General features: G+C 57.2%; 21 protein-coding genes. 17 read left to right on the top strand and 4 right to left on the bottom strand.

Features of this window, described 5'->3' with window-relative positions; genetic code table 11:
- Nucleotides 1–153 precede the first annotated feature (153 nt).
- From IFT53_RS00325 to rplI, 5 genes are all read left to right on the top strand, one after another.
- Nucleotides 154–1197, top strand: coding sequence for an aldo/keto reductase (locus IFT53_RS00325; RefSeq protein WP_192063762.1), 1044 nt, complete (start codon nt 154–156; stop codon nt 1195–1197).
- A 336-nt stretch (nt 1198–1533) separates the two neighbouring features.
- Nucleotides 1534–2004: a 30S ribosomal protein S6 gene (gene rpsF / locus IFT53_RS00330; RefSeq protein WP_042618599.1), complete on the top strand. Its 471-nt coding sequence runs from the start codon at nt 1534–1536 to the stop codon at nt 2002–2004.
- A gap of 12 nt (nt 2005–2016) precedes the next feature.
- Entirely contained in the window at nt 2017–2265 is a 249-nt protein-coding gene (rpsR, locus tag IFT53_RS00335) for a 30S ribosomal protein S18 (protein ID WP_042618600.1), read from the top strand.
- A 156-nt stretch (nt 2266–2421) separates the two neighbouring features.
- Nucleotides 2422–3396: a DUF2232 domain-containing protein gene (locus tag IFT53_RS00340; RefSeq protein ID WP_192063885.1), complete on the top strand. Its 975-nt coding sequence runs from the start codon at nt 2422–2424 to the stop codon at nt 3394–3396.
- Between the two features lie 14 nt (nt 3397–3410).
- The gene (gene rplI, locus IFT53_RS00345) at nt 3411–3986 is read left to right on the top strand and encodes a 50S ribosomal protein L9 (protein ID WP_042618601.1); all 576 of its coding nucleotides are present in this window, start codon (nt 3411–3413) and stop codon (nt 3984–3986) included.
- A 97-nt stretch (nt 3987–4083) separates the two neighbouring features.
- Here the strand turns inward: rplI and IFT53_RS00350 are convergent, their stop codons facing one another.
- Nucleotides 4084–4983 carry a DMT family transporter gene (locus IFT53_RS00350; protein WP_192063761.1) on the bottom strand — a complete coding sequence of 300 codons (900 nt, stop codon included), beginning with the start codon at nt 4981–4983 and terminating at the stop codon, nt 4084–4086.
- 119 nt (nt 4984–5102) lie between these two features.
- Here IFT53_RS00350 and IFT53_RS00355 point away from each other — a divergent pair, with 119 nt between their 5' ends.
- On the top strand, nt 5103–5816 hold the full coding sequence (locus IFT53_RS00355) for an ArsR/SmtB family transcription factor (protein WP_192063760.1): 714 nt from the start codon (nt 5103–5105) through the stop codon (nt 5814–5816).
- Nucleotides 5817–5828: 12 nt separating this feature from the next.
- On the opposite strand, the gene IFT53_RS00360 is transcribed toward IFT53_RS00355, so the two are convergent.
- The 3 genes from IFT53_RS00360 to IFT53_RS00370 form a co-directional block, all read right to left on the bottom strand.
- The gene (locus tag IFT53_RS00360; protein WP_192063759.1) at nt 5829–6896 is read right to left on the bottom strand and encodes an HlyD family secretion protein; all 1068 of its coding nucleotides are present in this window, start codon (nt 6894–6896) and stop codon (nt 5829–5831) included.
- Between the two features lie 17 nt (nt 6897–6913).
- Nucleotides 6914–8428: an MFS transporter gene (locus IFT53_RS00365; RefSeq protein WP_244656231.1), complete on the bottom strand. Its 1515-nt coding sequence runs from the start codon at nt 8426–8428 to the stop codon at nt 6914–6916.
- 152 nt (nt 8429–8580) lie between these two features.
- Nucleotides 8581–9036, bottom strand: a complete 456-nt coding sequence (locus IFT53_RS00370; RefSeq protein WP_192063757.1) for a MarR family winged helix-turn-helix transcriptional regulator — start codon at nt 9034–9036, stop codon at nt 8581–8583.
- Between the two features lie 317 nt (nt 9037–9353).
- On the opposite strand from IFT53_RS00370, the gene IFT53_RS00375 reads away from it, so the two are divergent.
- From IFT53_RS00375 to rarD, 11 genes are all read left to right on the top strand, one after another.
- Nucleotides 9354–10850 (top strand): replicative DNA helicase, encoded by a 1497-nt coding sequence (locus IFT53_RS00375; protein ID WP_042618605.1) that lies wholly within the window; start codon nt 9354–9356, stop codon nt 10848–10850.
- Nucleotides 10851–10915: 65 nt separating this feature from the next.
- Nucleotides 10916–12091, top strand: coding sequence for an alanine racemase (gene alr / locus IFT53_RS00380; protein WP_192063756.1), 1176 nt, complete (start codon nt 10916–10918; stop codon nt 12089–12091).
- Nucleotides 12092–12198: 107 nt separating this feature from the next.
- The gene (gene radA, locus IFT53_RS00385) at nt 12199–13599 is read left to right on the top strand and encodes a DNA repair protein RadA (protein ID WP_042618606.1); all 1401 of its coding nucleotides are present in this window, start codon (nt 12199–12201) and stop codon (nt 13597–13599) included.
- Between the two features lie 96 nt (nt 13600–13695).
- The gene (locus tag IFT53_RS00390) at nt 13696–14283 is read left to right on the top strand and encodes a CvpA family protein (protein ID WP_192063755.1); all 588 of its coding nucleotides are present in this window, start codon (nt 13696–13698) and stop codon (nt 14281–14283) included.
- 138 nt (nt 14284–14421) lie between these two features.
- Nucleotides 14422–15915, top strand: coding sequence for an amidophosphoribosyltransferase (purF, locus tag IFT53_RS00395; protein ID WP_192063754.1), 1494 nt, complete (start codon nt 14422–14424; stop codon nt 15913–15915).
- Between the two features lie 74 nt (nt 15916–15989).
- A complete protein-coding gene (locus tag IFT53_RS00400; RefSeq protein WP_192063753.1) occupies nt 15990–16730 on the top strand; it encodes an SDR family NAD(P)-dependent oxidoreductase in 741 nt (246 codons plus the stop codon).
- Between the two features lie 196 nt (nt 16731–16926).
- Entirely contained in the window at nt 16927–18384 is a 1458-nt protein-coding gene (cysS, locus tag IFT53_RS00405) for a cysteine--tRNA ligase (RefSeq protein WP_192063752.1), read from the top strand.
- 110 nt (nt 18385–18494) lie between these two features.
- Nucleotides 18495–18974, top strand: coding sequence for a GFA family protein (locus tag IFT53_RS00410; RefSeq protein ID WP_192063751.1), 480 nt, complete (start codon nt 18495–18497; stop codon nt 18972–18974).
- Nucleotides 18967–19431, top strand: a complete 465-nt coding sequence (locus tag IFT53_RS00415) for a GFA family protein (protein WP_192063750.1) — start codon at nt 18967–18969, stop codon at nt 19429–19431. Before IFT53_RS00410 ends, IFT53_RS00415 begins: the two co-directional genes overlap by 8 nt.
- Before the next feature lie 10 nt (nt 19432–19441).
- On the top strand, nt 19442–20398 hold the full coding sequence (gene pip, locus IFT53_RS00420) for a prolyl aminopeptidase (protein WP_192063749.1): 957 nt from the start codon (nt 19442–19444) through the stop codon (nt 20396–20398).
- A gap of 169 nt (nt 20399–20567) precedes the next feature.
- Nucleotides 20568–21482, top strand: coding sequence for an EamA family transporter RarD (gene rarD, locus IFT53_RS00425; RefSeq protein ID WP_192063748.1), 915 nt, complete (start codon nt 20568–20570; stop codon nt 21480–21482).
- Nucleotides 21483–21497: the final 15 nt, after the last annotated feature.

Raw genomic sequence — 21497 nt, forward strand, 5'->3', positions numbered from 1 at the left:
CCAGCTTCGGAAGTCAAGGCTTTCAACTTTTTAAGGGCATTTTGAGCGGATTTCCGCGATCTCATCCACAGGCACAGATCGGAATACTTTTTTCTTGCGCCGCCGCATTTCGATACTACGTTCTAGCCACCTTCCAAGTGAGTGAGATGTTTCATGAAACAAAATATGTTGGGTCGCACGGGCATTTCCGTGTCTGAGATTTGCCTGGGCACAATGACCTGGGGTACTCAGAACACAGAAGCGGAAGCGCACGAGCAAATGGATTATGCTCTTGAGCAGGGCGTGAATTTCTTCGACACCGCAGAGCTTTATCCCACAACACCGGTTTCGGCTGAGACGCAGGGTCGCACAGAAGACTATATCGGAACGTGGTTTGAAAAGACCGGCAGGCGCAAGGACGTTGTTCTGGCCACCAAGGTTGCAGGCTCCGGGCGCGATTATATCAGAGGCGGTCGCGAGATTGATGCGGCGTCTATCCGCGAGGCCGTCGAAACTAGCCTCAAACGCCTCAAGACCGATTACATCGACCTCTACCAGATCCATTGGCCAAACCGCGGCACCTACCATTTCCGTGGCGTCTGGAGCTTTGACGCCTCCACCCAGAACACCGAGAAGACCCTCGCTGAAATCACCGAGAAGCTGGAAACCTTGGATGAACTGGTCAAGGCTGGAAAAATCCGGGCCATCGGCCTTTCCAATGAGAGCGCCTGGGGCACGCAGAAATATATCGACATTGCAAAGGCCCATGGCCTGCCACGCATTGCCTCCATCCAGAATGAGTATAATCTGCTCTATCGCCCCTTCGATCTGGATCTGGCCGAAGTCGCGCATCATGAGAATGTCGGCCTTCTGGCCTACTCGCCGCTGGCTGGTGGCATTCTGACCGGCAAATACCAGAGCGGTGCACGCCCGGAAGGCTCTCGCGCTTCTATCAATCAGGATATTGGTGGCCGCTTGCAGCCTTTGCAGGAAGCGCCTGTGAAAGCCTATCTTGAGCTTGCATACGCACACGACCTCGATCCTGCACAGCTTGCCATCGCCTTCACGCTATCGCGTCCCTTCATGGCGTCATCCATCATTGGCGCGACCACGATGGAGCAATTGAAGACTAATATAGCAGCAGCCGACATCAAGCTGTCGGAAGAGGTATTGAAGGGCATCGCCGAGATTCATCGCCAATATCCAATGCCGATCTGATTCTCTGGCCGTCTACAATTGACACCCCTACCCGCCATACCGCCTTTCGGGGCCTCATGGCGGCCCCTATTTGTGAATAGCCTTGCATTCCGGTCAAAAATCCGTATAAGCGCGCTGTTCACAACACCCGGTCATATGGCTGGTGGCTGAACGGAGGGCTGGTTTCGAATTTCGAAACAGCAGGAACCATAAGGTTTTTCCGGCCTCCCGTGTCTCCGCTCTCGACCGTCTCGAACAACGCTTTTCTTGCCCTTGGCTTTTGCCAATCAGGAGCAGTCGTTGAGGCTTAGCGCCGTTGCCGGGTGATGAATGAAACGCAAGAAAGGCAAAGCTTAAATGGCTCTTTACGAACACATCTTCCTTGCCCGGCAGGATATCACTGCCCAGCAGGTTGACGCACTTGTCGAGCAGTACAAGGGCGTTATCGAATCGTACGGCGGTAAGGTCGGACGCGTCGAAAACTGGGGCCTGAAGTCCCTGACATACCGCATCAAGAAGAACCGCAAGGCTCACTACGCTCTGATGGACATCGATGCTCCTGCACCGGCGATCCACGAAATCGAGCGTCAGATGCGCATCAACGAAGACGTTCTTCGTTACATGACCATCGCTGTTGAAGCGCACGAAGAAGGCCCATCTGCAATGATGCAGAAGCGCGATCGTGACGACCGTCCTCGCCGCGATGGCGACCGTCCAGACCGTGGCCCGCGTGAAGGCGGCTTCGATCGTGGTCCTCGTCCGCCTCGCGAAGGTGGCTTCGGTGACCGTGAAGACCGTCCGCGCCGTCCGCGCGAAGACCGTGCATAAGGAGAATTGACTATGGCTGACGCATCCTCTTCCCAGGCACGCCGTCCTTTCCACCGCCGTCGCAAGACGTGCCCGTTCTCCGGCGCAAACGCTCCGAAGATCGACTACAAGGACGTACGTCTTCTGCAGCGCTACATTTCTGAGCGTGGCAAGATCGTTCCTTCCCGTATCACAGCTGTTTCGCAGAAGAAGCAGCGCGAACTCGCTCAGGCGATCAAGCGCGCTCGTTTCCTCGGCCTGCTGCCTTACGTTCTGTCTTAATAATCTATCCGAGGCTGCGCTCCGGCGCGGCCTCGTTCCTTGAACGACATCCTTCCACGTTGGGCGTGGATCGACCTTGAAATGAAATCCCATGTTGGGGATCGGGTTCATCTGAACCATCCTCTAACTGCTACGGAATTCCAGCAGGACAGCGAAGTGCCAAAACTGAACCAGACAGTGCTGATTCCCGGCATCCTAGCCGGCATATGCGCAGCGTTTCTCACGCTCGGCGCAACCGCACAGTCGTCCATGTCTTTCCTGCTCTACGCTGCATCCGCCATGCCCGTGCTTGTCGCCGGTTTCGGCTGGGGCAATGCTTCGGCCATCGTTGCCGTGCTGACAGCCGCAGCCCTTGGCGCGCTTGCCGTTTCTCCCATTTTTGCTGTTACGATTTCGATTTTCACGCTCGTTCCAGCCGCGTGGCTTTCCCACCTGGCCAATCTGGCGCGTCCCGCGTCGGAACTTGGTGGTCCTGAAGACCTGCTGGCATGGTATCCGCTTTCTGGCATCATTCTGCATCTGTGCGGCCTCATCACGCTTTCCGTCATCATTCTCGGCACGATGATCGGCTACGGCCCTGAACTCGTTTCGCAACTGGTAGACGTGATGATGAGCTCGGTGCAGGCGCGTGAATCCGGTTTCACGCCTGACGCGACAGCCCTTGGGCAAACCAAGACACTGCTGGTTCTCATGCTGCCCATGATTCAGGGCGGCCTCTGGGTCATCATGCTGTTTGCCGCTTATTATTTCGCAAGCCGCATGGTGCGCTCCTTCGGCAAGGGACTTCGCCCACGCGAAGACATCTCAGCCGCGTTGCGCATGCATCGCAATGCGATCTTCATCTTCCTCGGCGGCATCGTCATGACCTTTGTCGGCGGCACTGTTGCCATGCTTGGCGCCGTTGTTTGCGGCACCTTCGGCGCGGGCTTCCTGATGGCGGGCTATGCTTCGCTGCATCACAGATCAAAGGGCAAGGACTGGCGCTGGCCGGTTCTGGTTCTCAGCTATATCTCAGCGGTTTTTGTCTTTCCGCTGCTCATCATTCTCGTCTTGGGTCTGAGCGACGTGCGCAGCACGATCTCTCTCACTCCACCACGGAAAACCGACAACAACAACGAAACCAAAAACTAGAAAGGATCAAGAAGATGGAAGTCATTCTTCTCGAACGTATCGCCAAGCTTGGCCAGATGGGCGAAACCGTAAAGGTTCGCGATGGCTATGCACGTAACTTCCTGCTGCCACAGGGCAAGGCACTTCGCGCCAACGCCAACAACAAGACCCGTTTCGAGTCTGAGCGCGCTACGCTTGAAGCCCGCAACCTCGAGCGCAAGACTGAAGCACAGACAGTTGCAGACGCGCTGGCTGGCAAGAGCTTCATCGTTGTTCGTTCCGCTGGCGAAACCGGCCAGCTGTACGGCTCTGTTGCTGCCCGTGACGTTGTCGAAATCCTCGGCGCAGAAGGCTTCAACATCGGTCGCAACCAGGTCGAGCTGAACACACCGATCAAGACCATTGGTCTGCACAATGTTACACTTCACCTGCATGCCGAAGTCGAGCTTCAGGTTGAACTGAACGTTGCCCGTTCTGCTGAAGAAGCCGAGCGCCAGTCCAAGGGCGAAAGCCTGACATCTGCTGACGCCATCTATGGCGTTGACGAAGATGCTCTTCGTCCAGAAGACTTCTTTGATCCAGACGCAGACCGCGACGGCGACGACGAGTAATCGTTCTTAGCTCTCGGGCTAAAGCAAAACCCCGGATGGCAACATCCGGGGTTTTTGCTTGTACGGCTCCTTGCTCCCGCCCGTGGTGTGCATGTGTTCAGACAATGGATACGCGGCGCGCTGGAAGCGTCATGCCTATAACACCTGTCAGAATGCAAACGAGACCGATCAACGTAGTAACGTGAAGTTGCTCTCCCAGGAACACAACGCCGATGGCGACGCCGATTGGCACGCGCAGATAGGCCTGCGCCGTTGCTCCCAAGGAGCCCAACGTTCGCATCAGCCTGAAGTAGATCGTGAAGGCTGCTGCGGTCGAAAAGACGGACAGGCCGACCAAGGCAAGCAATGAGGCCATGGATGGTTCCAGCTCCCACGGGCGATCTACCATAATGCTGACCGGAACGAGCATGACAGCGCCGCAGATCAGCGATCCAGCTGCCGGGATCATCGGATCGATATCCTTGAAGCTTTTCCCGAAGATGGCTGCACCCGCATAGAAGACGGTCGCGACGACAACGGCAAACTGCGCCAGCACCACACTTCCCAATCCGTTGAGCGCCTCCATGCCAATCATGGCGACAGTCCCCGCCAACCCGAGCACAACGCCGAACAATTTCCTCGTGCTTGTCGATTCGTGGCGCGTGATCAGGATAGTCAGAAGGAATGTAAAAACCGGCGTCAACGAATTGAGGACAACGGCCAAGCCTGCGTCGATGTGATGCTCCGCCCATGCAATGAGGGTGAACGGCACGACACTGTTAAGGACGGCCTGGATCGCAAATCCCCTCCACGATCGATAATCCTTCGGCAGCCGTAGCCCGCGCATGTAGAGTATCGCAACCAAAACAGCGCCTGCAATCGCGGTGCGCGCAGCGATCAGGGTGATGGGTGGAATGGACTCTATGCCGATCTTGATCAGCGTATAGGAACTGCCCCAAAGACAACTCAAAAGCAGAAGCAGCCCAAGTTCTCGTAACAACGCAATTTTACCAGTCATTTCATGATCCTTCAGGGAGATATCCCCGTCCCTATAGGAGCATATGGAGGCCGAATGCATCGGCCACGACCGAACCATCGCAGGCTGACGTTCCAGAGTGTTGGTGATACGGTTTGACCATGACAAACATCGCTTCACCTAACACCATTGCCGCCATTGCCAGCCTTATCGGCGATACGACCCGCGCCAATATGCTGTGCGCGCTCATGGGCGGTCAGGCGCTGACGGCGGGAGAGCTTTCGCGGCAGGCGGGCGTCACCCAGCAAACCGGCAGCGGCCATCTTGCAAAGATGGTGGACGCGAAATTGCTCGCTGCCGTCAAGCAGGGACGGCACCGTTATTACCGGCTCGCCTCGCCGCAGGTAGCACACGGCATTGATGCGCTGATGACGATTGCCGCAGATGGCCCGCCTCGGCACCATCCGACAGGCCCGAAGGAACGGGACATGCGTATCGCCCGCAGCTGTTACGATCATATTGCGGGTAAGCTCGGCGTCGCCATGGCCGACAGTTTGGCTGCAAGCGGCAGGATCATCATGTCAGACGAAGGTGCGGTCGTGACCAGCGATGGCGAGGATTTCCTCAGCAGCTTCGGGATTGAACTCCAGAATGACAGCCGCTCGAAACGCCCCCTCTGCCGCACCTGCCTGGACTGGAGCGAGCGGCGTTATCACATTGGCGGGCGTGTGGGACAGGCGCTCATGCAACGGACGCTCGAACTTGGTTGGTTGGCGCGCAAGAATGAAAGCCGCGCCCTTCGAGTGACACCCGCCGGTGAGCAAGGCTTCCGTGAAATCTTCTGCCTACCCACCGGCTGGGACGACGTACGCTAGGAGCTGACAACCTCAGTTGCCAGCTTTCGCCACTCCCGTCGGCGCGCTGCTCTTATCCACACGCACCACAACAGACATGCCCGGCGAAAGCTCTGAGGCCAGCGGCTGATCAGGATCAATGGAGATCCGCACGCCCATGCGCTGAGCGATCTTCACGAAATTGCCCGTGGCATTGTCCGGCTTGATAACGGCAAATTCCGAACCGGCGGCGGGCGCGAAGCGTTCGACCTTTCCGGTCAGCTTTCTGCGATGCAACGCATCCACAGAAATAGAAACTGCCTGCCCCACTTCCATTCCGGCAAGCTGGGTTTCCTTGTAATTGGCGACCACCCATATGTCGTTCGGCACCACCGCCATCAGTTGCGTACCTGCCGCCACATATTGACCAACGCGAACACCGACCTCGCCCAGCTTGCCATCTCTTGGCGCATGGATTTCGGTATTTTGCAGATCGATCTTCGCAAGTTCGACGGCTGCTTCCGCATTTGCGACTGCTGCCTGCAGCGAGCCCCTGTTGATGATGATGGTCTGGAGATCCTGCCGGGTTACCTCAAGCGCCGCCTTGGACTGGGAGAGACCAGCCCGCGCCTTTTCGAGGCTGGCTTGCGCTTCTTCCTGCACGCTGGATGTGCCCACACCGCTGCGAACGAGATTATCCTGACGGTCAGAGGCAAGCTGGGCCTGCTTCAGGGATGCTTCGGCGCTATCGACGGCAGCCTCGCCAGAGGCAATATTGGCCTTGGCCGCGATTTCCAGCTGGCGGGAATTATCAAACGCCGCCTTCTGGCTGTCCAGAGACGCTTCGGCTTGTGCAAGCTTCTGGCGGAAAATGCGGTCATCCACCTTGGCCAAGAGGTCTCCCTGCTTGACCTGCTGGTAATCCTTGACCGGCACATCGACAATGTATCCGCTGACCTGCGGGCTCATGGTCGTCACATAGCCGCGCACATAGGCATTATCAGTCATTTCGACCGAGGTGGAAAATGGTGGCAAGCGCCATGCGTAAAGCACAAGCGCCACACCGGCCACGCCGCCCAGGAGAACAATGAGAGTAAGAGGAGTCAGTATTTTCTTCAGCATTTTATTTTCCCGGACAATCAGGATTGAGACGTGGCAACAGTGACTTGCCCGCTTTTCAGCAAAGGCTTGATCCGTAACCAGGCAAGGTGCAGCAGAAGCATCACAAGAGCAGCAGCAGCACACACGGAAATCAACAGAAACGTGTCGTTATAGGCCAGAATATAAGCCTCGCGTGTGACCTGCTGCCCAAGCAGCGATAGGCCTTCCGCTTTGAGAAGTGCAGGGTCGGTGATGACATGGGCATAGGCGCCGGACAGTTGAGTGATGCGTTGCACCACCTGCGGGTTCTGCAAGAGAATGCTTTCCACCAGAATATTAGAGTGGAATTTTTCCCGCAGCGTGACGAAAGACCCCAATATCCCTGTCGTCAGCATCGATCCGGTAATCTGCGTGAACAGAAAAATGGTGATGAAGTTGACGAGGTAAGGCGGGCCTTTCGCCAATGCAGCGCCAAACCCCTTGGCCATGACGGGCGGCAGGAACATGGCAGCGCCGAACGCAATCATGGCCTGGCTGAGATACATCTGTTCCGGCCGCACCACATTGGTAAGCCCACTGTCCATAAATGCCCCCGCAGCAATCAGCGCCAGCGCGATGACGTGGGCGGTATCGACATATTTCGTCAACATCAGCAACGCACAGAAGGCTCCACCCAGCACCGTGGCAAGGATAATCAAGGCATAGAGTTCGGTCGTCTGCTCGTTCAACAGGCCCAGTTGCTGGTAAAGGCTGACCGCTGTTGACGATTGCTCTGAAGACACGGCGCGATAGATCAGCAGAACTGCAATCAGATGCAGATTGGTGCGTGAGAATATCCATCGCAAATCCAGCATCGGATTTTTGCGCGGCAGCTCGATCATCACCATCAGCGCCAGCAGGCCGATGGAGGTTGCCAGCAACACGCCCAGCCACCACGTCTCGAACCACCAATAGAAACGGCCAAGCGTGAGAAACACGGCGAGACAGCCAAGCCCACCGGCAAAGAGCAGATAGCTCAATATATCGACACGCTCGATGACCTTCACGCGCGGCGGCGCTGTAAGCGGCAGCAGGTAGATGATGGGCAGAACGGCAAGAGCAAGCCCCACTTCCATGGTGTAAAGCGCCTGCCAGCCACCAATATCCAGCAGATCTGGCGAAACGATGCGGGCAAGCGGTGAAGACAGAAGCGTGCCGGTCAGCGCAATACTCAGGCCCAGCGTCAGCTTACGTTGCGCGGGGAAGGCTTCGAGAATGTAGAGAAAGCCGAGCGAAGATAGCGGAGCAGCCGCCATGCCGCTGACGAAGCGCACGACAATTGCCGAGTGGATATCCGTTACGAAGAGGTTGAGCAAGGATGCCAGCACAAAACAGATGATGCTGATCTCGGCGAAGGGCCGCAATCCGTATTGCTGGCGGACCTTGAAAAGCGCAATCGAGAAGGTGGCGTAAGGCGCCATGTAGGCCGCCGAAAGCCAGGCGACCTCAGCCACTGTCGCTGAAAACTCACCCTGCAACTGATAAATATTGGCCATGACAATGTTCATGCCCATGCCCTGAGTCACGAAGAAGGACAGGCCAGCGGCCACATAGAGCAGTTTCTGGAAGAAGGATTTTTCCGGCGGTTGAGCGGGCGCGGCAGGCGCTTCTGGTGACTGCTTTGCAGCCTCATCGTTCACGTCAGGGATGTTTGAAACCGCGTTGCTCACGACTGCCCCTTTTCACCGGAAAGGTTGTGCAGATTGGCAGACAGACGGCGAACGACATGCAAAGCAGCGCTTATATCATCCGTCGAGATATCGGCTGCGATGTCAGCCCGCATGGATTTCGCCTGCATATGCACATCCTCAAATGTCGTGATACCCTCGGGCGTCATATGTATGCGCTTTGCCCGGCGGTCGTTTTCATCAGAACGCCGCTCTATGAGGTTTTGTTTCTCCATGGCATCCAGCACGCGCACAAGCGTCGGCGTTTCGATCTCCAACTCCTCGGCAAGCTCTTTTTGCGTCAGCGGACCACGGCGAGACAGCGCGAAAAGCGCACGCGCTCGAGCAAGCGTCAGCCCCTGCTCTGCCACCCTTGCATCGAAGAATGACCTGAGCTTGCGGTTGAAGGCCGCCATCTCATCAAAAAGCTGTTCTTTTTCTGTCGCACGGGACAAGTCAATAGACCTTATAATTAGCACGCTACCTATTGCCATCCTATGTATTTTTGAGATTGAGGATTTGCAAGTCTCTTTGTTGAAATAGCTGCCATGCCGTAAACTCATGGCAGACTGGGAACGATTCGGCGCGGCTGTGGGCCAGCCTGTGGATTAGTGTTGAAAACATCTGGCATGCGGTCGCCTGTTACCAATCCGGCAAGCTCTCACTCACTGTTGCCGCATTGTCCTTGACTGCTGCGGCCGCTGCCTTCAAACCGGCAGGCTTGCAAGAAACGAAGGCTCCGAACCAGCCTCAAGGGAGATCACAGAAAACCATGAACGACCCTGTGAGAAAGATCACCCCCGCCCCGGCTGCCGAACCGCTCTACCGCGAGGCGCCCAACAACATTGAAGCGGAACAGGCGCTGCTGGGTGCCATCCTCGTCAACAACGACGCCTATTACCGCGTCTCCGACTTTCTGAAGCCCGTGCATCTGTATGAGCCGCTTCACCGCAAGATTTTCGAAGTGGCGGGCGATATCATCCGCATGGGCAAGACCGCCAACCCGGTCACGATCAAGACGTTTCTGCCCGCTGACGGCAAGATTGGCGACCTCACGGTTGCGCAATATCTCGCGCGCCTCGCATCAGACGCCGTATCGATCATCAACGCCGAAGATTATGGCCGCGCCATCTACGATCTTGCCCTGCGCCGCGCCCTCATCCAGATCGGTGAGGATGTCGTCAACATCGCCTATGACGCGCCGCTTGACATGCCGCCGCAAACGCAGATCGAAGATACAGAGCGCCGCCTGTTCGAACTTGCCGAAACGGGCCGCTACGACGGTGGCTTCCAATCCTTCAACGACGCCGTTTCGCTTGCCATCGACATGGCGGGGGCGGCCTTCGAGCGTGACGGGAACCTGTCGGGCATTTCCACCGGTATCCACTCGCTGGATGCCCGCATGGGTGGCTTGCAGCGCTCTGACTTGATCGTGCTCGCCGGACGCCCGGGCATGGGCAAGACCTCGCTTGCTACCAACATCGCCTATAATATTGCCGCCTCCTACGAGCAGGAAATTCAGCCGGATGGTACCTACAAGGCCAAGAATGGCGGCGTTGTAGGTTTCTACTCGCTCGAAATGTCGTCCGAGCAGCTGGCAACCCGTATCATCTCCGAGCAGACCGAAGTGTCATCCTCGAAAATCCGCCGTGGTGAAATCACCGAGGCCGACTTCGAAAAGCTCGTTGCCTGCAGCCAGATGATGCAGAAAGTGCCGCTCTATATCGACCAGACCGGTGGTATTTCCATCGCGCAGCTTTCCGCCCGCGCGCGTCGATTGAAGCGCCAGCGCGGCCTTGATTGCTTGGTGGTGGACTATATTCAGCTGATGACTGGTTCCGGCAAATCAGGCGAAAACCGCGTGCAGGAAATAACCCAGATCACCACGGGTTTGAAGGCGCTTGGCAAGGAACTCAATGTTCCGATCATTGCGCTCTCCCAGCTCTCCCGTCAGGTGGAAAGCCGCGAAGACAAACGCCCGCAACTCTCCGACCTTCGCGAATCGGGTTCCATCGAGCAGGACGCCGACGTGGTGCTGTTCGTGTTCCGTGAAGAATACTACGTCAAGAACATGGAACCCCGCGATATTTCCGATCCGAAATATGGCGAATGGGAAGCCCTGTTCGACAAGGTCAAAGGCACGGCAGACGTTATCATCGCCAAGCAACGTCACGGACCGACCGGCACGGTGAAGCTGCAGTTCCAGTCGGAGTTCACCCGCTTCGCAGACCTTGCAGACCCTTCATTCACGCAATACGAAGAGACATAACGCCCCGGATTTCGCCCCGCCCTTACCGATAGCGCGGGGCGCAGTTTTTTCACGGTATGGAAATCATGACAGACGAGTTCGACGACAGCTTTTCCGACACTGAGAACGATGCCTTCGACATCGCGCCGCTGCGCGTTACCATCGATCTTGCAGCACTTGCGGATAATTGGCGAGATATGGCCAGACGTTCCGGCAAGGCGCGCGCCAGTGCCGTCGTCAAAGCCGATGCCTATGGAATGGGGATAGAGGACTGCGGGGAAACGCTCTATCACGCGGGTGCCCGTGATTTTTTCGTCGCCTCCGTTGCTGAAGGCGTGACCCTGCGCCCGCATGCGCCAGAAGCCCGCATTTTCGTGCTGTCTGGCCTATGGCCAGGACAGGAAGGCCATGTTTTCAACAATGACCTCGTGCCGGTTATCGCCTCTGAAGAACAGCTTTCCTTCTGGATGCGAACCTTGGCGGAGCGCGGCGACCATCCCTTCGCACTGCATGTCGATACGGGTTTCAACCGGCTTGGTTTGTCGCTGGAGGATGCGCTGTTTCTGGCTGAGGACTCGACACGCCCGGCCAGCTTCGATCCCGTGCTTGTCCTCTCCCACCTCGCCTGCGCCGACACACCATCATCGCCGATGAACGCGTTGCAGCTCGAATCATTCCGGCAGGTTAGCCAGGCTTTCGAAGGTATCGAATCAAGCCTTTCAGCTTCCGCTGGAATCTTCCTCGGCGCCGATTACCATTTCGATCTCACCCGCCCCGGCATCGCTCTTTATGGCGGCGAAGCGGTCAATGACATGACAAATCCCATGCGCCCGGTTGCCAAGGCCGAGGCCCGGATTATCCAGATCCGCGATGCCGGTGAAGGCCAGACGGTGAGTTACGGCGGAACCCATCGCCTGAAACGCGCCAGTCGGCTGGCGATTGCCTCGGTGGGTTATGCCGATGGCTACCATCGCTCGCTCTCCGGCTCAGGCATCCCGCTGCGAGACATGGGCAATGGCGGCGCTCATGGTTTCATCAATGGCCACAAGGTGCCCGTCGCTGGCCGCGTGACCATGGACCTCACGATTTTCGACGTGACGGACGTACCGCCCAACGCCATCCGTGCTGGCGACTATATCGAGCTTTTTGGTCCAAACGTCGCGGTCGATGACGTGGCGCGCGCGGCAGGCACCATCGGTTACGAAATGCTGACGGGGCTTGGGCTGCGTTATGAGCGGCAATATCTTGTCGAAGACGAGTGAGCCATTGATTGCCTCTTGGAAAGCACCGGCAACCTGTGCTAATGAGAACAAAAGGTGATCGAAGGTCCCTTCAGTTAAGTTTCCCAACGCAAAGAAAATAGACATTCATGGCCAAAGCCAAGACACAATTCATCTGCCAGAACTGCGGCACGGTCCACACCCGTTGGGCAGGCAAATGCGAAGGCTGCGGCGAGTGGAACACGATTGTCGAAGAAGATCCGATGGGTGGCATCGGTTCTGGACCCGGCAAAACGCCGAAAAAGGGCCGCCCCGTCACCCTAACCTCACTCTCTGGAGAAATAGAGGAAGCACCGCGCATTCCCACCGGCATGGGCGAGCTGGATCGCGCAACCGGCGGCGGTTTCGTGCGCGGATCGGCAGTCCTGATTGGCGGTGATCCGGGCATCGGAAAATCCACCCTTCTGATGCAGGCCGCCGCCGCCCTTTCGCGTCGCGGCCATCGCATTGTCTATGTCTCGGGTGAAGAAGCGGTGGCCCAGGTCCGCCTGCGCGCCCAGCGCCTTGGGGCAGCAGATACGGACGTCCTCCTGGCTGCAGAGACCAACGTCGAAGATATTCTGGCAACAATATCCGAAGGCAAGCGGCCGGATCTGATCATCATCGATTCGATCCAGACGCTGTGGAGCGACACAGCTGATTCCGCACCCGGCACGGTCACGCAGGTGCGCACGGGCGTTCAGGCGATGATCCGCTTTGCCAAGCAGACTGGCGCAACCATGGTGCTCGTCGGCCACGTCACAAAGGACGGCCAGATCGCCGGTCCGCGTGTTGTCGAGCATATGGTCGATGCGGTGCTGTATTTCGAAGGCGATCGCGGCCATCACTACCGCATTCTGCGCACGGTGAAGAACCGCTTTGGTCCAACCGACGAAATCGGCGTGTTTGAAATGTCGGACAAGGGTCTGCGGGAAGTATCCAATCCATCAGAGCTGTTTCTGGGCGAGCGCAACGAGAAGTCACCCGGCGCTGCCGTTTTCGCGGGCATGGAGGGAACGCGCCCCGTTCTTGTGGAAGTACAGGCGCTGGTGGCCCCCACATCGCTTGGAACGCCGCGCAGAGCCGTCGTGGGCTGGGATTCGTCGCGCCTCGCCATGATCCTTGCCGTACTGGAGGCCCATTGCGGCGTAAAGCTGGGCAGCCATGACGTCTACCTCAACATTGCCGGCGGCTATCGTATCTCCGAGCCTGCAGCAGATATGGCGATTGCCTCTGCACTGGTTTCATCCCTTGCCGGTCTTGCCCTGCCCGCCGATTGCGTCTATTTCGGCGAGGTCAGCCTGTCGGGCGCGGTCAGGCCTGTTTCGCAAACAGGTCAACGGTTAAAAGAGGCTGAAAAACTCGGCTTTTCCAGCGCATTCCTGCCTTCAGCCTCAGCTGAGTTGCCGAAGGGCAGCAAGGGGCGCTGGACGGAAATCGAAAGCCTGCCGGATCTCGTCGCACGTATCGCGGGGTCGGGCAGCCGGTTCAGACAGGTTGAGGAAGACTAATATTGATCCTTTCGCTGGCTAAACGGCTAGTGTATGAGGAACGAAAATTGGCACAGTGGCGCTCCCATTCACTGTCGCGTTCTCCGGAGTTGGTAGATGCCCATTACGATTTTCGACGGCATAGTTATTGCCGTTGTGCTTTTCTCCGCTATCCTCGCCATGGTGCGCGGGTTTTCGCGTGAAATCCTGTCCATCGCCAGTTGGGGCGGCTCGGTTGCGGCCGCCTATTATCTCTATCCCGTACTGTTGCCCTATGCGCGCAACTACACCGATGACGACAAGATCGCGATTGCCGGTTCGGCTGGCGTTATCTTCCTTGTCGCGCTGATCGTCATTTCCTTCATCACATCCCGCATCGCCGACTTTATCATCGATAGCCGCATCGGCGCGTTGGATCGTACCCTTGGCTTCCTGTTCGGTGCGGCACGCGGCATTCTTCTGCTGGTCGTTGCCGTTGCCTTCTGGAACTGGCTGGTAGACGTGCGCACGCAGCCCGAATGGGTCACCCAGGCCAAGTCCAAGCCGTTCCTGGATGGTCTTGTTGCCAAGCTCGAGGCAGCGCTTCCCGATAATATCGAACCGCAAATCCGGGCGCGCATTCTCGGCAAGCCGCCAGAAGGTGCAACCGAGCAGACACCTGTGGACGATGCACCAGCAACGACCACTCCGGCACCAGCGAATTGATGACCATGTGCGCCTTGCAATCCCCGCAGGGCGCGCTATTTGTGCTACATATTCAATATAGGCAGCAGACAGACCAAACTGGCACACCACCCTGCCAGAGCGGTTATTGTTTTTGGCACTTCAGCAAAGGCACGCCAGATGAATGAGCCGCTTTCGCATTCCACACTCAACGACATTCTCGATGGCGATACCCTGCATGAAGAATGCGGCGTCTTCGGCATTCTGGGCCACCCGGATGCGGCGGCACTGACAGCACTCGGCCTGCATGCCCTTCAGCATCGTGGCCAGGAAGCGGCCGGCATGGTGTCGTTCGATGGCAAGCGTTTCTATCAGGAACGCCATATGGGTCTTGTCGGCGACCACTACACAAACCCAGCCACGCTGGCGCGCCTGCCCGGCTCTATCTGCATCGGCCACACACGCTACTCGACCACAGGCGAAGTGGCGATGCGAAACGTTCAGCCGCTGTTCGCCGAGCTTGAAGAAGGCGGCATCGCGGTTGCCCATAACGGCAATTTCACCAACGGCCTGACCCTTCGCCGCCAGATCATCGCAACCGGTGCCATCTGTCAGTCGACATCCGATACGGAAGTCGTTCTGCATCTCATCGCCCGTTCGCGCCACTCCTCCACCGCTGATCGCTTCATCGATGCCATCCGCCAGATGGAAGGCGGCTACTCGATGCTGGCGATGACGCGCACCAAGCTGATCGCCGCCCGCGACCCCACGGGCATTCGCCCGCTGGTTATGGGTGATCTGGATGGAAAGCCTATCTTCTGCTCGGAAACCTGTGCACTGGATATTATCGGCGCGAAGTTTGTCCGCGACGTGGAGAATGGCGAAGTCATCATCTGCGAGATCCAGCCGGATGGTTCCGTGACCATCGATGCGCGCAAGCCGGTGAAGCCGCAGCCTGAGCGCCTTTGCTTGTTCGAATATGTCTATTTCGCCCGTCCCGACTCGGTCGTCGGCGGCCGCAATGTCTATACGACCCGCAAGAACATGGGCAGCATCCTTGCAAAGGAAGCCCCACTTGAGGCTGATGTTGTTGTGCCTGTGCCAGATGGCGGCACGCCCGCTGCTCTCGGCTTTGCGCAGGAAAGCGGTATTCCGTTCGAATATGGCATTATCCGCAACCACTATGTCGGACGGACCTTCATCGAGCCGACCCAGTCCATTCGCGCATTAGGCGTGAAGCTCAAGCATTCAGCCAACCGGGCGATGATCGAAGGCAAGCGCGTGGTTCTGGTGGATGATTCCATCGTGCGCGGTACCACGTCGGTCAAGATCGTGCAGATGATCCGCGAAGCTGGCGCCAAGGAAGTCCATATCCGCGTGGCGAGCCCGATGATTTTCCATCCGGATTTCTACGGTATCGACACGCCGGACGCCGACAAACTGCTGGCCAACCAGTATGCAGATGTTCAGGACATGGCGAAATTCATCGGCGTCGATTCGCTGGCATTCCTTTCCATCAACGGGCTCTATCAGGCCGTTGGCGGAGTGGACCGCAATCCTGCCCGCCCGCAGTTCACCGATCATTACTTCACCGGTGAATACCCGACACGCCTTCTGGACAAGAACGGCGAAGCGATGGGCAACAAGATTTCCATGCTGGCCAGCAACGGCTGATTTTAACATGCCCGCGCCCTCAGCGCGGGCTTTCGGCTGCTTGCCGCATGAACCTATCGATCTCGGGGGAGACAATGACGACAGACCTTAAAGGGCGCATCGCGCTCGTGACCGGCGCCTCCCGTGGTATCGGATATTTCACCGCGCTCGAACTTGCCAAGGCTGGCGCGCACGTCATCGCTTGCGCCCGCACAGTCGGCGGGCTTGAAGACCTTGACGATGCGATCAAGGCGGCCGGCGGCACGGCAACACTTGTGCCATTCGATCTGGCGGACATGAATGCCATCGATGCGCTTGGTGCCTCCATCCATGAACGTTGGGGCAAGCTGGATATTCTGGTCGCCAATGCTGGCGTTCTCGGCGTCATTTCTCCTGTCGGGCACATTGAGGCAAAAGTCTTCGAAAAGGTGATGACCATCAACGTGACGGCCACATGGCGGCTGATCCGGTCGGTGGAGCCTTTACTGTTGAGATCGGATGCCGGTCGCGCCCTCATTCTGTCGTCCGGCGCACCGCATTCATGCCGTCCGTTCTGGGGTGCTTATTCCACATCCAAGGCGGCAGTCGAGGCTCTAGCCCGAACATGGGCGGCGGAAACAGAAGCGACAGCCCTCCGTGTCAACAGCGTCAATCCGGGCGCAACGCGCACCGCCATGCGCGCACAGGCCATGCCGGGCGAAGACCCTGATACCTTGCCACACCCATCAGAAGTTGCAAAAGCGATAGTGCCGCTTACAGCCCCTGATATGTTGGAGACAGGCAAGATTTACGTTGTCCGTGACCGCACATTCGTGAGTTACCGCGCGCCCGAGTAATGTACTGGCGGTTGTAGAACAGGCCTTGACCAAATCCTCTTGCCGTTTCATAAGGCAAGATATGAAAACGATGATCTGCACCTGTTGCTGAGATATTTTTGCTGGTCCAACGCCAGCCAGATCGTTTTCGTCTATGCCGCTTCAAAGACAAACGCTCCGGCTGGGAACAACTGCTTGCTCCCAAGGGAAAACCCTCATGTCCTTGCGTCTGAAATTTCACAATACACTGACCCGCGAGAAGGCTGACTTCCAGCCGATCGATGCCAACACTGTGCGCATGTATGTTTGCGGACCGACGGTCTATGATTTTGCGCATATCGGCAATGCCCGTCCCGTGATTGTTTTCGATGTGCTTTTTCGCTTGCTGCGCCATGTCTATGGCGAGGCCCATGTGACCTATGCCCGCAACATCACGGACGTGGATGACAAGATCAACGCACGGGCGCTGCGCGATTATCCGCACCTGCCCCTGAATGACGCCATCCATGCCGTCACCGAAAAGACGGCAAAGCAGTTTCATGATGACGTCGCGCTGCTGGGTTGCCTTGAGCCGAGCATCGAGCCTCGCGCCACCGACAATATTGCGCAGATGATCGACATCATCGAAAAGCTGATTGCGCGTGGCCATGCCTATGTGGAAAGCGGCGAAGTTCTGTTCGACACAAAATCCATGAGCGATTACGGCCAGCTTTCCAAGCGCCCGCTGGATGAACAGCAGGCGGGAGCGCGTGTTGCGGTTGAGGTGCACAAGAAGAACCCGGGCGATTTCGTGCTGTGGAAGCTTTCCAGCCACAACGAACCTGGCTGGGAAAGCCCTTGGGGACGCGGTCGTCCCGGTTGGCACATTGAATGCTCGGCCATGTCCGGCCGCTATCTGGGCGAGACCTTCGATATTCACGGCGGCGGGCTGGACCTCATCTTCCCGCACCACGAAAACGAGATCGCCCAATCGCGCTGCGCCCACGGCACCCATGTCATGGCCAATGTGTGGATGCATAATGGTTTCGTGCAGGTCGAAGGCCGCAAGATGTCGAAATCCGACGGCAACTTCATCACCATCCACGAGCTTCTGCACACGGAAACCTTCGGCGGTCGCAAATGGCCGGGCGAAGTGTTGCGCCTTGCCATGCTGATGACGCATTACCGCGAACCCATTGATTTCTCTGTGAAGCGGCTGGAGGAGGCCGAAAGGATTCTGAAGCGCTGGAATCTCATAGCAGAAACATACGACCCAGCCGCACCTGAGGTATTCGATACAGAAACACTCGAAGCTCTTGCTGACGATTTGGACACACCGAAAGCAATCACTCGGCTGCATGCTTTGGCCAAAACGTCAGAAGATTTCCCAGAAAAGCTCACGCACACACTTAAAATGTTAAAGTTGTATTGGCCTTCAAGGATGTGGTCCCAACCAGACCTTTCATCTTTTTTCGCAACGTCACCGATGGGAGACGCTTTCGCATCGACCTCGGAAGAAGCCATAGTCGCCGCCGTTGATACGCTGGTGGATATGCGGCTCGAAATGCTAAAAGCGAAGAACTTCGCCGAAGCCGACCGCATCCGCGACGATCTCCTGACCAAGGGCATCCAGTTGAAAGACGGCAAGGATAAGGAAACTGGCGAGCGTGTGACGACGTGGGAGCTGAAGCGGTAGGCGCGCAGATCAGGTTTCCCTACTCTGTCTTGTTTCGCCGATCCTTAACTTAAGGTGACAAGAGGGACTGTCTGTCTCGATATTCTGAGAACCGTCAAAGGAGCTAAGCCATGACAATCCACACAGGCGGATGCCAATGCGGCGCGATCCGGTTTCGCGTTGACGCGGATTTGAATGACAGTTCCATCTGCCATTGCCGCATGTGTCAAAAAGCCTTCGGGGCTTATTACGCGCCTCTGGTCTCAGTGCGCGGCACCGACTTCATCTGGACGCGGGGCGAGCCGAAGCGGTTTCAGTCTTCCGACGTTGTCAAGCGCGGCTTTTGCGCTGATTGTGGAACGCCGCTGACCTATGAAGCGCCTGATGGTCTAGCCATCGCGGCTGGCGCATTTGATGATCCCTCGGCGTTCCCGCCATCCATGCAATGGGGCGTGGAGCGAAAGATCGGCTTCGTGGACCAGCTTCACACCCTGCCCTCAGTGCCGACGGAAGATGACCTGACATCGGTTGACTATCTGAGCGGGCTGATATCCCATCAGCACCCGGACCACGATACGGAACACTGGCCGCAGGAGGCAAGACATGACTGATACAGGACATTCCGGCGGCTGCCAGTGCGGCGCCGTCAGGTTTCACGCGGGCAAGCTCGGGCGTCCCTCCATCTGCCACTGCCGCATGTGCCAGAAGCAGTTCGGCAATTTCTTCGGCGCGCTTGTAACAGCCGATCAGGCGCACCTAACATGGACACGGGGGCAACCGACACTGTTTCGGTCGTCTGCCAAAATCCATCGCGGGTTCTGCAACAAATGCGGCACGCCGCTAACCTATCACCATGCAGGCGGAGTGGAGATTGCCATTGGCGCTTTCGATGATCCGCAAAACATCGAGCCGCAAGTGCAGGTGAATGAACAGATGCAAATGCCTTGGATCAAGACCCTGTTCGACAAGCCTGTCACGACACAGAGTGTGGATGCGGCCAGCATTGTCTCATACCAGCACCCGGACCATGATACGGCTGTGTGGCCGCCTGAAGACAGCGTGAATTGAGGACCACAGAATGAGCGATGCCTTGCGCAGTTTCTATCCAGAGATCGAGCCCTTCGAGACGGGCATGCTGGATGTGGGCGATGGTCATGTGATCTATTGGGAACGGGTCGGAACGAAGGGTGCAAAACCCGCCGTCTTTCTGCATGGCGGCCCAGGCGGCGGCGTGACCCCAACCCATCGGCGGGTGTTTGACCCTTCTCTTTACGATATCATCCTTTTCGACCAGCGCGGCTGCGGGCGCTCCACGCCGCATGCATGCCTTGAGGCCAACACGACCTGGCATCTGGTCGCTGACATGGAGGCGTTGCGGGAGAAATTCGGCTTCGAGACATGGCAGGTTTTCGGCGGCTCCTGGGGTTCAACGCTCGCGCTCGCCTATGCGCAAACCCACCCGCATAGGGTCAGCGAACTCGTACTGCGCGGCATCTACACACTGACCAAGGCTGAGCTGGACTGGTACTATCAGTTCGGCGTATCTGAGATGTATCCGGACCGTTTTGAAACCTTTCTCGCGCCGATTCCTGACGCTGAGCGCCATGAGATGATGGTGGCCTATAACCGCTATCTGACTGGCACGGATGAGCAGAAAAAGCTCGAATGCGCCAAAGCGTGGAGCCAGTGGGAAGGTGCGACGATTTCGCTGGTTACGGATCAGGCCCGCGTGGACGATTTCGGCGAAGCCCAATATGCCATCGCATTTGCGCGCATCGAAACGCATTACTTCGTCAATGCAGGCTGGTTTGAAGAAGGTCAGTTGCTTCGTGATGCCAGCAAGCTCAAGGATATTCCGGGCGTCATCGTTCACGGACGCTACGATATGCCATGCCCGCTGAAATATGCATGGCAGCTTTCGAAAGCCTGGCCCAAAGCGGATCTGCATATCGTGGAAGCGGCAGGCCATGCCCTGAGCGAACCCGGTATTCTCGATCAGCTCATTCGCGCAACTGATCGGTTTGCTGGCAAATAATCCAGGTGTACCATTGGTGTAGAAGCGTCGGCTCCTGTATCGAATGAGCCGACGCAGCCATTCTTTAGGCAAATGAAGCTTTTTTCACCACACGCTTCACGCAAATGAATTGGAATAAAACGGCAAATGAGAATAGGCCGGTGCTTTCAGATTAACATTGGTAGCATCCATGGCCGTGAATCAGACAATCGACACTTCTAACTCCGGCGGTGCCACGCGTGGATTTGTCTATGCATTAGCTGCCTATATCTTCTGGGGCTTCCTGCCGTTTTACATGAAGTCGGTCGCGCATGTGTCGCCCTTCGAGGTCATCGCGCACCGCGTCGTCTGGTCTGTTCCGATTGCCGCTGTCGTGCTCATCGCGCTTGGCAGAACCACGGAACTCAAGAAAGCGCTGACGACACCGCGCATGCTGGGCATGGCGTGCCTCACGGCAGCTCTGATCAGCATCAACTGGGGTGTCTATATCTGGGCCATAGCCGCGGGCCACGCGCTGGATGCGGCACTGGGATATTTCATCAACCCGCTCTTCAGCATCTTTCTGGGTGCTGTTCTCTTGAAGGAAAAGCTCAGCCGCATACAGATGCTTGCCATTGCACTCTCGGCCTCGGCTGTCGCGCTGTTGACCTGGCATGCGGGCAATCTGCCATGGGTTTCGGTGGCGCTCATGGTAACATGGGGTTTTTACGCATTCTTCCGCAAGACGCTGCCCATTGGCCCCACACAAGGGTTTTTGCTGGAAGTTCTGCTTCTCACGCCGCCAGCCCTTGCCTATATCATCTATCTCATGAGCACCGGTCAGGCGCACTTCATGGCGGGTGTGCCGACAGATACGTGGCTACTGATTGCCAGCGGTCTCGTCACCGCAACACCGTTGATTTTGTTCGGAAATGGCGCGAAACTGCTGAAATTGTCCACCATCGGCATCATGCAATATATCGCGCCATCGATGATCTTCCTCATCGCGGTTTTCGTGTTCAAGGAACCCTTCGATACGGTCAGGCTGATTGCTTTCATCATGATCTGGTCCGCACTGGTCATCTACACCGTGCCTGGATTGATCCGCAGCAAGTCTGCCAGGTAGGAATCAAACTGTGAT

Source organism: Rhizobium sp. CFBP 13644 (assembly GCF_014842165.1).
GTDB classification, from domain to species: domain Bacteria; phylum Pseudomonadota; class Alphaproteobacteria; order Rhizobiales; family Rhizobiaceae; genus Agrobacterium; species Agrobacterium tumefaciens_C.

Bases quoted from the DNA above. Each gene is read 5' to 3' on its own strand.
- IFT53_RS00325 (WP_192063762.1), top strand. From the start codon at position 154: ATGAAACAAAATATGTTGGGTCGCACGGGCATTTCCGTGTCTGAGATT.
- rpsF (WP_042618599.1), top strand. From the start codon at position 1,534: ATGGCTCTTTACGAACACATCTTCCTTGCCCGGCAGGATATCACTGCC.
- rpsR (WP_042618600.1), top strand. From the start codon at position 2,017: ATGGCTGACGCATCCTCTTCCCAGGCACGCCGTCCTTTCCACCGCCGT.
- rplI (WP_042618601.1), top strand. From the start codon at position 3,411: ATGGAAGTCATTCTTCTCGAACGTATCGCCAAGCTTGGCCAGATGGGC.
- IFT53_RS00350 (WP_192063761.1), bottom strand. From the start codon at position 4,983: ATGACTGGTAAAATTGCGTTGTTACGAGAACTTGGGCTGCTTCTGCTT.
- IFT53_RS00355 (WP_192063760.1), top strand. From the start codon at position 5,103: ATGACAAACATCGCTTCACCTAACACCATTGCCGCCATTGCCAGCCTT.
- IFT53_RS00360 (WP_192063759.1), bottom strand. From the start codon at position 6,896: ATGCTGAAGAAAATACTGACTCCTCTTACTCTCATTGTTCTCCTGGGC.
- IFT53_RS00365 (WP_244656231.1), bottom strand. From the start codon at position 8,428: ATGGGCATGAACATTGTCATGGCCAATATTTATCAGTTGCAGGGTGAG.
- IFT53_RS00375 (WP_042618605.1), top strand. From the start codon at position 9,354: ATGAACGACCCTGTGAGAAAGATCACCCCCGCCCCGGCTGCCGAACCG.
- alr (WP_192063756.1), top strand. From the start codon at position 10,916: ATGACAGACGAGTTCGACGACAGCTTTTCCGACACTGAGAACGATGCC.
- radA (WP_042618606.1), top strand. From the start codon at position 12,199: ATGGCCAAAGCCAAGACACAATTCATCTGCCAGAACTGCGGCACGGTC.
- IFT53_RS00390 (WP_192063755.1), top strand. From the start codon at position 13,696: ATGCCCATTACGATTTTCGACGGCATAGTTATTGCCGTTGTGCTTTTC.
- purF (WP_192063754.1), top strand. From the start codon at position 14,422: ATGAATGAGCCGCTTTCGCATTCCACACTCAACGACATTCTCGATGGC.
- IFT53_RS00400 (WP_192063753.1), top strand. From the start codon at position 15,990: ATGACGACAGACCTTAAAGGGCGCATCGCGCTCGTGACCGGCGCCTCC.
- cysS (WP_192063752.1), top strand. From the start codon at position 16,927: ATGTCCTTGCGTCTGAAATTTCACAATACACTGACCCGCGAGAAGGCT.
- IFT53_RS00410 (WP_192063751.1), top strand. From the start codon at position 18,495: ATGACAATCCACACAGGCGGATGCCAATGCGGCGCGATCCGGTTTCGC.
- IFT53_RS00415 (WP_192063750.1), top strand. From the start codon at position 18,967: ATGACTGATACAGGACATTCCGGCGGCTGCCAGTGCGGCGCCGTCAGG.
- pip (WP_192063749.1), top strand. From the start codon at position 19,442: ATGAGCGATGCCTTGCGCAGTTTCTATCCAGAGATCGAGCCCTTCGAG.
- rarD (WP_192063748.1), top strand. From the start codon at position 20,568: ATGGCCGTGAATCAGACAATCGACACTTCTAACTCCGGCGGTGCCACG.